The sequence below is a fragment of the Flavobacterium sp. IMCC34518 genome (assembly GCF_027111095.2).
Lineage (GTDB): Bacteria > Bacteroidota > Bacteroidia > Flavobacteriales > Flavobacteriaceae > Flavobacterium > Flavobacterium praedii.
This window is the reverse complement of sequence record NZ_CP114284.2, coordinates 1,290,001-1,303,304: the sequence shown is the minus strand read 5'-3', so window position 1 is coordinate 1,303,304 and position 13,304 is coordinate 1,290,001. Positions and strand designations below refer to the sequence as shown.

General features: G+C 37.2%; 6 protein-coding genes, 2 tRNA genes and 2 rRNA genes (1 of these 10 running past the window's edge). 7 read left to right on the top strand and 3 right to left on the bottom strand.

What is annotated here, in order from left to right; genetic code table 11:
• Positions 1 to 241 precede the first annotated feature (241 nt).
• Positions 242 to 1,027 carry a type IV toxin-antitoxin system AbiEi family antitoxin gene (locus tag OZP06_RS05695; RefSeq protein ID WP_269224028.1) on the top strand — a complete coding sequence of 262 codons (786 nt, stop codon included), beginning with the start codon at positions 242 to 244 and terminating at the stop codon, positions 1,025 to 1,027.
• Positions 1,018 to 1,947, top strand: coding sequence for a nucleotidyl transferase AbiEii/AbiGii toxin family protein (locus OZP06_RS05690; RefSeq protein WP_281324339.1), 930 nt, complete (start codon positions 1,018 to 1,020; stop codon positions 1,945 to 1,947). Before OZP06_RS05695 ends, OZP06_RS05690 begins: the two co-directional genes overlap by 10 nt.
• A gap of 332 nt (positions 1,948 to 2,279) precedes the next feature.
• Here OZP06_RS05690 and OZP06_RS05685 read toward each other — a convergent pair whose 3' ends face one another.
• The 3 genes from OZP06_RS05685 to OZP06_RS05675 form a co-directional block, all read right to left on the bottom strand.
• Positions 2,280 to 4,481, bottom strand: a complete 2,202-nt coding sequence (locus tag OZP06_RS05685) for a VapE domain-containing protein (RefSeq protein WP_269224026.1) — start codon at positions 4,479 to 4,481, stop codon at positions 2,280 to 2,282.
• 87 nt (positions 4,482 to 4,568) lie between these two features.
• Positions 4,569 to 4,856 (bottom strand): helix-turn-helix domain-containing protein, encoded by a 288-nt coding sequence (locus tag OZP06_RS05680; RefSeq protein ID WP_269224025.1) that lies wholly within the window; start codon positions 4,854 to 4,856, stop codon positions 4,569 to 4,571.
• A 309-nt stretch (positions 4,857 to 5,165) separates the two neighbouring features.
• On the bottom strand, positions 5,166 to 6,500 hold the full coding sequence (locus OZP06_RS05675) for a tyrosine-type recombinase/integrase (protein ID WP_281324338.1): 1,335 nt from the start codon (positions 6,498 to 6,500) through the stop codon (positions 5,166 to 5,168).
• Between the two features lie 715 nt (positions 6,501 to 7,215).
• Between OZP06_RS05675 and OZP06_RS05670 the strand changes: the two genes are divergently transcribed.
• The 5 genes from OZP06_RS05670 to OZP06_RS05650 all read left to right on the top strand — a co-directional run.
• The gene (locus OZP06_RS05670) at positions 7,216 to 8,271 is read left to right on the top strand and encodes a glycoside hydrolase family 130 protein (RefSeq protein WP_281324337.1); all 1,056 of its coding nucleotides are present in this window, start codon (positions 7,216 to 7,218) and stop codon (positions 8,269 to 8,271) included.
• A 2,682-nt stretch (positions 8,272 to 10,953) separates the two neighbouring features.
• A 16S ribosomal RNA gene (locus OZP06_RS05665) occupies positions 10,954 to 12,467 on the top strand.
• Positions 12,468 to 12,671: 204 nt separating this feature from the next.
• Positions 12,672 to 12,745: transfer RNA gene (locus tag OZP06_RS05660), tRNA-Ile, on the top strand.
• A 137-nt stretch (positions 12,746 to 12,882) separates the two neighbouring features.
• A tRNA-Ala gene (locus OZP06_RS05655) sits at positions 12,883 to 12,956 on the top strand.
• A gap of 187 nt (positions 12,957 to 13,143) precedes the next feature.
• Positions 13,144 to 13,304 (top strand): 23S ribosomal RNA (locus OZP06_RS05650) (it continues 2,728 nt past the right edge of the window).
• The 16S and 23S rRNA genes sit together here with 2 tRNA genes alongside, the layout of an rRNA operon.

Sequence of the window (13,304 nt, the reverse complement as noted above, 5' to 3'; positions counted from 1 at the left end):
TTTTGAAGCACGCAGTAAAGATTCTGAGCAAATCTCTATTTCTAGTAATTTACTATAAATCGAGTTTGCTTATTTATAAATATTCAATCAATAATTAATTTGAAAAGGTTTTAACTCTATAAAGCGATAAGCCTCAAATAACGGCGATTATCGCCGTTATAGCAACGTTTTGTAAATAGATTTATTTATATTATCTTTGTTTTGCGGCGATAATCACCGCAGTAATCAATATTATTAAATTATGGCACTTAATGTAACCCGCAGAAAAGAACTATATGACATGATGCCTGAAGGAGTGGTTGCCACCAGAAAATGGCTAATGGAAAAGAATTTTAGTCGTCATGCAATAGACAATTTGGTAAAGAGTAATCAGTTAGAATCCATCAGTAAAGGAGTCTATGTTAGAAATTCTTCCAAAATAACTTGGCAGTCGGTGGCATTTTCTTTGCAGACGATATTGAAAACAGATTTGGTTGTGGGTGGTTTAACTTCACTTGAATTGCAGGGTTTGGCCCATTACTTGTCCTTATCTGACGCAAAAATAGTTCATTTGTATGGGAAAGATCCACTGCCCGAATGGGTTACTACTTTGGCTTTGAATGTGAAATTTGTTAAACATACAATCAAAGGCCTACTTGAAATACACCAAGAAGAGAATAAGCCATACTATGCATTTACAATGCAAAGGGATTGGGGAAATGAAAATAAAAATCTACTACTTTCTACCCCCGAAAGAGCCTTTTTGGAAGTGCTTTTGGATGTTCCCCAAAAAACAACCTTTGAACATGCTGACCAACTCATGCAAGGATTGACAACCTTATCACCACGAAGCCTTCAAAAACTATTGGAAGGATGCCAAAACGTGAAAGTCAAACGACTTTTCTTTTGGTTTGCGGATCGCCATAATTATGTTTGGTTAAATAAAATAAACAGAGAAACCATAACATTGGGTTCAGGAAATCGATTGATCGTAAAAGGGGGTAAATTAGAACCTAAATATAAAATAACAATTCCGCAATGGCTATAGACAGTAACAATATATACAGCAAACAAGTACAACTTTTAGTTCGTGTTTTACCGTTAGTGGACACCGAAAAATGTTTTGCACTAAAAGGAGGTACGGCAATTAATTTATTTTACAGAGCACTTCCTCGCCTTTCGGTTGATATAGATTTATTATACATACCAATGGATAATCGTGAAAATGCACTAATAAACATTAGGGCTGCTTTATCAAACATTAGCAAACTAATCACGCAAACAATACCAGGAAGTAAAGTACAGGATGCACATGAACAAAGTGATGCATTAAGACTAATTGTAAGCCAAGGCGAAGTTCGCATAAAAGTAGAATTATCACCTGTAATTAGAGGTACAGTTTTTCCTGAAGAAAGAAAAGAAGTAAGTGTAGAAGTAGAAAGAGAATTTGGATATGTAGAAATGCAAGTGGCCTCTCTACCTGATTTATATGCTGGTAAATTATGTGCCGCGTTAGACAGACAACATCCAAGAGATTTATTTGATGTGAAATTCCTTCTTGAAAATGAAGGTCTAACTGAAAATCTACGTAAAACTTTCCTAATATTCTTGGTAAGCCATCAAAGACCCATGTCAGAACTCTTGGCGCCAAATCGTAAAGACATCAGTGAAATTTATGTTTCGGAGTTCATGCAAATGGCGAAGGTAGATGTTCCTTTAGAACAACTAGAAGAAGCAAGAGAAAATCTAATACACCAAATTAACTCACAAATGACAGAAAATGAAAGGGAATTTCTTTTGTCTTTTAAAAACAAAATGCCTGATTGGAATTTACTAGAAATGGAAAATATTGAAGTTATCGCCAAACTTCCATCGGTGCAATGGAAAATGATAAATCTGAAACAAATGCCAACTCAAAAGCATAAAGAAGCATTTGATAAATTAAAGAATGTACTTTATCCTAAATAAGAATGATTTTCAAAGTAATTTTTCAGCAAGAAAGTAAAGTTAATTCTTTAAAAAATCTCATTAGGTCAAAAACAACGAAAAAACCTTACCCATCTTACCCAACCCAATGATAACAAGAGATTGCAGTAAAAAAGGCAATCTTACCCTTGTTACCCATCTTACCCACTTTATTTTTGTGTTAAGGCAAGAAAGGGTAAGATTGGGTAAGAAGAAAAAGTTATAAGTTACCCTAGTTAGGGTCAATGATTATAGGCCTTTACAAAGATTGGGTAAGATGGGTAAGAAGAAATGTGTTTTTGAAATGATTTTTTGTTTTTACTGGAAATTATTTGTCAAATCGTTTTCTTGATTACCCAGTATCCGTAGACTTGGTTGCGTTTTTCTCTTTTAAAGCCAATGCTTTTTAAGGCTTTTCCGATTCCCACGTTCGAAAGCCTGATGCCAGCCGTATACAAGTTGATATGGTGTAACATTTCGGTGGAGGTGAGGAATTCTGCCTGTTCTATTTTTGATGGAATGTCAAAATATTTATGAATCAAATCTTTCTCAGGGGAAATAATTTGGAATTTTTCATTTCGCAATTCATTTTGACGGATATCTTCGATGCTCAAGGTTTCATCAAAGGTGTTGTCTTTAGAAAGAAAATAAGCCTGTGCCCACAAATTATCAATCACGAATTCACTTTTATACTTCCAATTGATGGACTTTACAATAAAACACAACCAACGAACCGAACCAGTTTCGTCCTGTAAAAAAGTAGTCATATTGGTAGAACCGATAAAACTAGCGACTCTTTGAATAATGGAGTTTTTTCTATCATAGGGCAAGCGCTCATTGATTTGCGCCTTGCTAAAATAAGATTTCAACTGATTTATTTCCTTTCGGGATAAAGCAGCCAATTCGTCAAGGTTGATTAAAAAGTTTTTGCAAAGCAAGATACGTGCATCTTTGTCATCGCTCATGTCTTCGGCTAGATAGTTGGAAAGTTCGCTTGGACAAAGAAACCTGCACCACGAACTTTTGCCTATATTTTGTCCATTCCCATCATCGGTTAGCACAAAGGCTTGCTTGTTGAAATAATTATCAATAGTGGCGCATTTTACCGCACGAACACACCATTTTTTAAAATGATACTCAAATTGTTCTTTGTCTTCTTCTTGTTCGAGTTGAATGTATTCTGAGAATTGTTTGATAAAATCTGTTTTTTGATCCCATTGGGGTAAACTCGTGAAGTAATTGATTAGTGGGTTATAGTTCTGCACAAAATCACTTTTCAAAATAGCAATCAAAGAGTTAATGGGGATTTTGATGCTTTTCTTTTGAATTTCGAGCCAAAGAGAATTTTCATTGCAGGAAGTCCATTCGTTTTGATCTTTAGGACTGCACTCAATTTCGAGGGAAATAATATTGTTTCTGAAATCATAGTGCTCTTTGAGGTATTTTTCAGCGATATGAAAAATGGTAGTCAAATCATTTTCAGGAATCACTTCGACTTTATTTTGCAGGGCTATGTCCATCAACTTTCTAAAATCTTCAGAAGAATAGTCTTGAAAATAATCGGTGAGATCATATCCTTTAATGTTGTCATTGGGTGGTAAGGCAATTGGAATAATCTTTGGAAAACGTTGCACCATGGTCTGACTGCCTTTTTCTCCTGTAGCATCGTTGTCATAACAAATAAACAGATTTTTGCAAAGGGTTTGGAGTTTCGTTATTTGTTCTTCTTTGGGATAAATGGATTCACTCCCAAAAGTGACCGCATGAAATCCACGTGAATGAGCAACAATGGTGTCTTTTTCGCCTGCGCAAATAATAATGTCTTGCTTTGTTTCGGTACCTAATTGTGCCAAACCAAAAATACCATTTGGGAAAGGTGGTAATACATTTTTCTTTACTCCAACTTCGATTTGATTGGGGATGTAGAGCTTGAAATTTCCATGGAGTTCAATAGCAAAAGCCACACTTTCTTTTTTAGTGTACATTGGCTTTTTGCCAGTCCACGCATAACTAGAAATGGAATGCAATTGAAATTTTTCAAGAATCTCCTGTTTAACGCCTAATTGGTTCCAATACGCCAAGTCTAATTCGGTGAAATTTCGTTTTTCTACAGTTAAAGTCGCTCCTCCTTTTTCCTTTGCAACGGGTTTTGCGTTTTGTTGCAATGGTGTTTGCAATGGTTTTTGCAAAGCCTTTGCAAAATTTTGATTTCCCTTTGCAACACTTTTATATGGCGTGGCATCGTCCAAAATAATATTCATTTCAGAGGCAATACAGTTTAAAACTTCATGGAATTGGGTTTTACAATCTAATTTTTCTAGGTCGGCCACCAATTGAAAAACATCTCCTTGATGGCCTGAACTAAAACATTTGAAGCTTCCGTTTTTGTACACTTTAAAAGAAGGATGAGCATCCTTTGTATAAGGACTTGAAATGTTTCCCTTCGGAAAATCGTTAAGATTTAGGAACTTCCTATAAATTTCCTCAGGAGTTGTTTGGTTCAAAATGGCTTCTTTGGTTGCATTTTTTTCTAACATATTTTACTTTATTAGCTTTAAAAAAAGTTGGGCGTTACGATTTTTTCTGCTTAATTGCTTTGCTATTGAAATAAGCATAGATGTTTTTTATTTGAACTTGTTCATTTTTTGTAAAGCTTCCAGTACTTCCCCTTTTTTGTAGCGTACTTTATTCCCAATTCTATAAGCGGGGATGAGGTCTTTTCTAGTCCATTCCCAAAGCGTCACTAATGAAACGGATAGCATTTTTGCAGTTTCTTCTCTTGTGAGTAATTTGTTGTCTTCTTGGTTGTTGAAATTTGGTGAAAATTTCAAGAGTAAATTTTCTAAAACTTCTGAAATTTCGTTTTTAAAATCTACAGCAGTAGTGTTTTCTAATTGTAATACAGTTTTCATTTCTTAATGTTTTTAGGTTAATGATTAAGCAAACTTAACTTGCATTAAATGAAACTTTTCCGGATTGGACAGGATAGGGAAGGATTGATTAAGATAGCTTAAGGTTGGAAAGGATAGAGCAGGATTGTTGTTAAGTTTTTTCGGTATGAAAAAGTGGTTTTGGGTTTAAAATGAATTCAATGGAATTATCCTAAAGATTTATAAGGGTGTTTTTTCTTCCCTAAGAAAGGAGAGGTTTTTGTCAGGATTATATTTGAAGTTTGTTTTGTAGAAAAGAGATTTTATTGACTCTTATATAAGGTTATCGTGTTAGAGAGCTTCGTCCTTTTTAGCTTGTTTTTCAATTTCTATTTTTTGCCAATGCTCTTTGAGTTTTTCAGCATGTTCCCTAGGTGTGATTTTGATATATTTCAAAAACATTGCTTCGGTTTTATGCCCTGTGATGGCCATTATGGTATGATTATCTAATTTCCCATAAAGATTACTAGCAAAGGAACGTCTACAGGTGTGAGAAGTGATTAATTCATGTTTTGGAAACGTACCAAACACTTTTCTCATCTTACTTTTTATTTTGACTTTGCTATCACCAAAAAAGTCTTTTTCGTCTTTTTTGTTGACCATTTTTGCACCTTCAATCATTTCATTAAAGCCTACTATTTGGCAAACTTCTTTTATGTATTCATTGAATTTTGCGTCAGATATTTGATGTGGTAAGTTCCCGTTTCTTTTTGCTAAGATGCTTTTTATTTGGTTATGTAGTGGAATCACCACAGGGTGTGAGGTTTTTTTAGTTGTGATTTCGATAAAATCACCAATGAAATTGTATTTTTCTAGACTTAAAAAATCTGAAATTCTTAATCCTGTGCGCAATCCAAATACAAAATTATCTCTTACATTGTCCAATCGCTCTGAATCACTAAAATCATGTTGGTAAACTTTATTGATTTCGTTTTCATTGAGGTAGACATCCTTTGTTACATTGGAAATTGTTGAGAATTCAGAATGTCTGTATTGGGGGTTTATAGGAAGACCTTCAATATCAATAATCTTGCACCATTTTTTTAAATTTGTAATGTATCCCCCAATAGTATTATTATTGATTTTTTCAATGTTTTGAGAATAAAAAACAAAGTTGCGGTAGAAATCTAAGTTTATATCTTGAAATCTAAGTTTTATATTGAAATGTTTTTCGTAACCTTCAAGTTTGTATTTTGTTGTTGTGTAATGTTGTATGGTTCTTTTTTTTACCGGTTCTCCTTTGTAAAGGCGAGTAGGACATTCGTCTATATATTTTTGGACCCAATCTGTAAAGTAGATTTTATACAATTCTTCTTTGTCAGCCTTGCCAAAAAATGTTTTTATTTTTTCCTTTAGCCAATTTTTATTGGTCGTTTTTTGGTTGATGTAGTCGGTGTTGTATTGTTCAATTAGAAAATTTTCTAGTTTTCGAATGGTGTCGTTTATTAAATCTTTTTCAGGCGTAAGAATGTTGTTTTTTACTTGTTTTTTGGATTCACTCCAATTACTATATTTAACAGTTAGTCCTGTTTTTGTTTTTTGGTCAATGCGATTGCTATCCCAAAATCGTACGTAAATGCTTGACAATTCTGTTTTTGATTTGATGACAAAAAATCTAACTCTCATAGTGAATATCTTGAAAAACAAATATAAATATTTTGCCGAAATATTGCCGAAAAAAAGCTTGTTTTTGCTAATTTGTCTTAATCTTGCCTAATTTTTTTGTAAGAACAATATCTTTTAAAGTCTTAATATATTTGATTTTATTGTGGTTTTTATGATTTTTTAAATTCTTACAAATTCGATAGGTGGTCAAACTATTATCCGCACAAAAGCCCAAACTTACGTTTGGGCTTTTTTTTATGAAAATAGGTAAGGAGTTTACTTTTTTTTTAAGGGTTGTAGGATTAAAATAAAATGGATCCCAAAAAACAGCTTCTGCATAAATCTGCAAAATCGGAGTGAATATAAAAATAGCATTTTCTTGATGTAACGGAATTGCTCTTAATTCCCAACTTTCGAACTTGAACCCGACTTCTTTTATGCAATCAAAAGTTTCTGTACTCGAAAAGCTTTTTCTGTTTTATTTATCTTGTTAGTAAAATCCTCCGTATCTTAGTGTGATTAAATCGGTTAGAAGCAATAAATCTAAATTTCATTAATTCTGTTTTATAAATTCAAGCTGATTTGTGAAAGCTGTTTTGGTTTTTTAAATTCCTTAATAAATTAATTTAGAATGGTATGAAATCGCCATGAAAGAAGCTGTTGCAAGCACCAATGAAGATCTGGCGATACCTCCCGATAGCTATCGAGATCCATAAAAAACAAATAGTATCTGTATATGAAAGATATTGCTAAACGTTTTCCTGAAAATCCATTATTATCCCCCGCAGATATAGTACCCAGTCAGGAGGGTTTGCAAGTAGCTTGTCTTCTTAATCCAGGTGTTTTTCAATTTGATGGTAAAATTTGGATGATTGTTCGTGTTGCCGAAAGACCGGAACAAAGAGGGGATGCAATTTCATTTCCAATTTTAACAGAAACCGGGGTCAAGATCATAAATATCCCCATTGACGATCCGGAATTAAATGCCAAAGATGCTAGAGTTATTAAGTACAAGGGAATCGATTATTTGACAACTTTATCTCATTTAAGATTAGTTTGCAGTCAAGATGGTCGTAAATTTATCGAACCAGAAGGCTATTACCCATTAATAGGTCAAGGTCTTTTGGAATCATTCGGAATAGAAGATTGTAGAGTGTCCTATATAGATGGTGTTTATTATTTGACTTACACCGCAGTGTCACCAAATGGCGTTGGCGTTGGTTTACGGACAACGAGAGACTGGAAAAATTTTCGATCTCATGGAATGATTTTTCCTCCACATAATAAGGACTGCGCTATTTTTGAAGAAAAAATAAAAGGAATGTTTTTTGCTTTACATCGCCCGAGTAGTCTTGAGATTGGAGGGAATTTTATTTGGATAGCCTCTTCAATAGATGGAATTCATTGGGGAAATCATCAATGTATCCTAAAAACTAGAGAAAACTCATGGGATAGTTCTAGAATTGGGGCAGGAGCTTCTCCTATAAAGACCGAGCAAGGTTGGCTCTCTATATATCATGGTACTAATCGCGATAATCAGTATTGTCTAGGAGCTTTTTTGATGGATTTACAAGATCCTTCAAAAGTAATTGCAAGAACCTTAGTTCCCATTATGATGCCAATAGAAGAATATGAACTGGCAGGATTCTTCGGAAATGTAGTTTTTACTAACGGTCATGTCAAAAGTCCAGATAATGATACACTAATAGTATATTACGGCGCTTCTGATGAATTTGTTTGTGGAGCCGAATTCTCAATCAAGGAAATCATTTCGCTATTGCAGTATAGTTAATGAATTCTGGCTACAAATAATATTCAGTATCGTTTAGATACTATTTCACAAAAGGGCATCGCGAATTCTCTCCTATACATAATCACGAAAATTTCAACCGTCAAAGCCATTCGATTTGATTAAAGATTAATCTTAGTTTAGGTAAGGAGCTTAAACCTGCTATCCGCTTCAATCTTATGAGCCGAACACCGGCTCATAAGGATTTCCACTACTATCAGGGCTAGGACATTCGTTTTCATGAGGTCGTATTCATAAATAAAACAACACCTAATATATAGGTAAAGAAGAAACAAAGAAAATCCGCATCTCACCCCGCCGAATTAGATTAAGTTAAGCTTTGTTTTTCTCGCCAAGACGCCAAGGCGCCAAGTTTAGAACAATTTTCTTTGCGCCTTCGCGCCTTTGCGAGAACTGTGTTTTTTAATAGGACACAGCTATAGATAGCTACAAAGACCACATTATATTAAGGAAGGGAATAAAAATCCGCGCTCCTCCGTGCCTTCGCATTAGCGAATCAATAAAAACCGCGTCCCACCGCGCCGAATTAGATTAAGTTAAGCTTTGTTTTTCTCGCCAAGACGCAAAGGCGCCAAGTTTAGATCTGTTTTCTTTGCGCCTTCGCGCCTTTGCGAGACCTATATTTTATAATAAGATACAGCTATAAAAGCCCCACTATATAAAGGAGGGAATAAAAATCCGCGCTCCTCCGCGCCTTCGCATTAGCGAATCCGTCAAATCCGCGTCCCACCAAACTGAATTACATTGAGTTAAGCTTTGTTTTTCTAGCCAAGACGCCAAGGCGCCAAGTTTAGAACAGTTTTCTTTGCGCCTTCGCGCCTTTGCGAGATCTATATTTTATAATAAGATACAGCTATAAAAGCCCCACTATATAAAGGAAGGGAATAAAAATCCGCGCTCCTCCGCGCCTTCGCATTAGCGAATCCGTCAAATCCGCGTCCCACCGCGCCGAATTAGATTGAGTTAAGCTTTGTTTTTCTCGCCAAGACGCCAAGGCGCCAAGTTTAGAACAATTTTCTTTGCGCCTTCGCGCCTTTGCGAGAACTGTCTTTTTTAATAGGACACAGCTATAGAAAGATACAAAGACCACATTATATTAAGGAAGGGAATAAAAATCCGCGCTCCTCCGCGCCTTCGCATTAGCGAATCCGTCAAATCCGCGTCCCACCGCGCCGAATTAGATTAAGTTAAGCTTTGTTTTTCTAGCCAAGACGCCAAGGTGCCAAGTTTAGAACTGTTTTCTTTGCTCCTCCGCGCCTTCGCATTAGCGAATCAATAAAATCCGCTTCCCACCGCGCCTAATTATATTGAGTTAAGCTTTGTTTTTCTAGCCAAGACGCCAAGGCGTCAAGTTTAGAATAGTTTTCTTTGCGCCTTCGCGCCTTTGCGAGACCTATATTCTATAATAAGATACAGCTATAAAAGCCCCACTATATAAAGGAGGGAATAAAAATCCGCGCTCCTCTGTGCCTTCGCATTAGCGAATCCGTTAAATCCGCTTCCCACCGCGCCTAATTATATTGAGTTAAGCTTTGTTTTTCTCGCCAAGACGCCAAGACGCCAAGTTTAGAACTTTTTTCTTTGCGCCTTCGCGCCTTTGCGAGACCTATATTTTTTAATAGGACACAGTTATAGAGAGGTACAAAGACCACATTATATTAAGGAAGGGAATAAAAATCCGCGCTCCTCCGCGCCTTCGCATTAGCGAATCCGTCAAATCCGCGTCCCACCGCGCCGAATTAGATTAAGTTAAGCTTTGTTTTTCTCGCCAAGATGCCAAGGCACCAAGTTTAGAACAATTTTCTTTGCGCCTTCGCGCCTTTGCGAGAACTGTATTTTTTAATAGGACACAGCTATAGAGAGGTACAAAGACCACTTTATATTAAGGAAGGGAATATAAATCCGCGATCCTCCGTGCCTTCGCATTAGCGAATCCGTTAAATCCGCGTCCCAAAGAGTGATAAAAGTCTATTAGTAAAACCCAGGCGAATACAACCAGGAACAAAGAGTAGTACTAACAAGCGGTAAAAAGGGCGATACATCTGGTATGAATCCCTTCTGAAAAGGCACAAAAAGTAATAAAACCGTAAAAAGGGCCTAAAATTTTCAGTAAAAACGATGGATTTGATAAAAAAGGGGTTGTATAAAGCTCAATATACCAATAGATTAAAAAATAAATCAAAAAAACCTCAAAAAAGTCATTGTTTAAAGGGATAAAGGGTCTACTTTTGCACCCGCAACAGCGACTAAGTTCTTTAAAACACTGACAAGTAATAAAAATCACAAAGAAGATTTATTTTCAAAAAAGATTAAAAAAAGCTTGTGGGAATTAAAAGAGTATGTTACTTTTGCACCCCGCTAAACGCGCAACGTTCCTTGAGAGGCTGATAAGAAAAGAGAAGAAACTGAGAAAAATATTTTTCAAAAAAACTTCAAAAAGTTCTTGCCAGTTACAAAAAGAATTGTTAGTTTTGCACCCGCTTTGAGAGACAACGAAAAGCGGATTAAACGATAAGAATACGTTCCTAGACATATTGAATTGACAGCCGTTTTAACAGAGATGTTAGAACAAAAGAATAAGAGTAATAGAATCGAAAGATTTGAGAATAGACCACTAGAATTGGAGTCGCATAATAATAGCTTAAGCAATTAAGCGTACAATATACGATGAAGAGTTTGATCCTGGCTCAGGATGAACGCTAGCGGCAGGCTTAACACATGCAAGTCGAGGGGTATTGTTCTTCGGAATGAGAGACCGGCGCACGGGTGCGTAACGCGTATGCAATCTACCTTTCACAGAGGGATAGCCCAGAGAAATTTGGATTAATACCTCATAGTATAGCAGTTTCGCATGAAACCACTATTAAAGTCACAACGGTGAAAGATGAGCATGCGTCCCATTAGCTAGATGGTAAGGTAACGGCTTACCATGGCTACGATGGGTAGGGGTCCTGAGAGGGAGATCCCCCACACTGGTACTGAGACACGGACCAGACTCCTACGGGAGGCAGCAGTGAGGAATATTGGACAATGGGCGCAAGCCTGATCCAGCCATGCCGCGTGCAGGATGACGGTCCTATGGATTGTAAACTGCTTTTGCACAGGAAGAAACAACATTACGTGTAATGTCTTGACGGTACTGTGAGAATAAGGATCGGCTAACTCCGTGCCAGCAGCCGCGGTAATACGGAGGATCCAAGCGTTATCCGGAATCATTGGGTTTAAAGGGTCCGTAGGCGGTTTAGTAAGTCAGTGGTGAAAGCCCATCGCTCAACGGTGGAACGGCCATTGATACTGCTAGACTTGAATTATTAGGAAGTAACTAGAATATGTAGTGTAGCGGTGAAATGCTTAGAGATTACATGGAATACCAATTGCGAAGGCAGGTTACTACTAATGGATTGACGCTGATGGACGAAAGCGTGGGTAGCGAACAGGATTAGATACCCTGGTAGTCCACGCCGTAAACGATGGATACTAGCTGTTGGGAGCGATCTCAGTGGCTAAGCGAAAGTGATAAGTATCCCACCTGGGGAGTACGTTCGCAAGAATGAAACTCAAAGGAATTGACGGGGGCCCGCACAAGCGGTGGAGCATGTGGTTTAATTCGATGATACGCGAGGAACCTTACCAAGGCTTAAATGTAGATTGACCGGACTGGAAACAGTTTTTTCGCAAGACAATTTACAAGGTGCTGCATGGTTGTCGTCAGCTCGTGCCGTGAGGTGTCAGGTTAAGTCCTATAACGAGCGCAACCCCTGTTGTTAGTTGCCAGCGAGTCATGTCGGGAACTCTAACGAGACTGCCAGTGCAAACTGTGAGGAAGGTGGGGATGACGTCAAATCATCACGGCCCTTACGCCTTGGGCTACACACGTGCTACAATGGCCGGTACAGAGAGCAGCCACTGGGTGACCAGGAGCGAATCTACAAAACCGGTCACAGTTCGGATCGGAGTCTGCAACTCGACTCCGTGAAGCTGGAATCGCTAGTAATCGGATATCAGCCATGATCCGGTGAATACGTTCCCGGGCCTTGTACACACCGCCCGTCAAGCCATGGAAGCTGGGGGTGCCTGAAGTCGGTGACCGCAAGGAGCTGCCTAGGGTAAAACTGGTAACTAGGGCTAAGTCGTAACAAGGTAGCCGTACCGGAAGGTGCGGCTGGAACACCTCCTTTCTAGAGCTTTAGTGTTAGTTGAAAGACACGCTAAAGAAAGAAGACGAAGAGACTATTGGTTACAGATTTAAGGTTATATTACTCTTGCTGTTAATTTAAAAAAATAATTGAAAGATTTAAAAATTTAAAAATTTAAAGATTAAAAAATTCGCAAGAATGGTTCAATCTTTAAATCATTTAATCTTTAAATCAAAGAAAAAAGAGTGTCTCGTAGCTCAGCTGGTTAGAGTACTACACTGATAATGTAGGGGTCGACAGTTCGAGTCTGTCCGAGACAACAAAACAGTTACGAATTTGTAAATTACGAATTACGAATTGAAAAGTTCATAAACATAGATTGAAAGGAAATTCTAGGGTTGAAAGATTACGAATTACAACAATTCATAATTCATAATTCACAATTCATAATTAAATTGGGGGATTAGCTCAGCTGGCTAGAGCGCCTGCCTTGCACGCAGGAGGTCAACGGTTCGACTCCGTTATTCTCCACTATTGTAGTGAATAGTAAAGAGTGAATGGTAATTAGTTTAGGCTAATCACTACTCACTAAAAACGACTCACTTAGAAAAAAGTTCATTGACATATTGAGATAAGAAATAATAAAAAGTAGAAAGCAGTTTTCTTTAATTTATTAGAGAGAACGAAACAAAACGGCATTCTTAAATGAATGTTGGTACAATAAGCAAAATAAGGGCGTATGGGGGATGCCTTGGCTCTCAGAGGCGATGAAAGGCGTGATAAGCTGCGAAAAGTTACGGGGAGCAGCACACATGCATTGATCCGTAAATACCTGAATGGGGCAACCCACTATGTTGAAGACATAGTACACCGATAGGT

Bases quoted from the DNA above. Each gene is read 5' to 3' on its own strand.
- OZP06_RS05675 (WP_281324338.1), bottom strand. From the start codon at position 6,500: ATGAGAGTTAGATTTTTTGTCATCAAATCAAAAACAGAATTGTCAAGC.
- OZP06_RS05680 (WP_269224025.1), bottom strand. From the start codon at position 4,856: ATGAAAACTGTATTACAATTAGAAAACACTACTGCTGTAGATTTTAAA.
- OZP06_RS05695 (WP_269224028.1), top strand. From the start codon at position 242: ATGGCACTTAATGTAACCCGCAGAAAAGAACTATATGACATGATGCCT.
- OZP06_RS05670 (WP_281324337.1), top strand. From the start codon at position 7,216: ATGAAAGATATTGCTAAACGTTTTCCTGAAAATCCATTATTATCCCCC.
- OZP06_RS05690 (WP_281324339.1), top strand. From the start codon at position 1,018: ATGGCTATAGACAGTAACAATATATACAGCAAACAAGTACAACTTTTA.
- OZP06_RS05685 (WP_269224026.1), bottom strand. From the start codon at position 4,481: ATGTTAGAAAAAAATGCAACCAAAGAAGCCATTTTGAACCAAACAACT.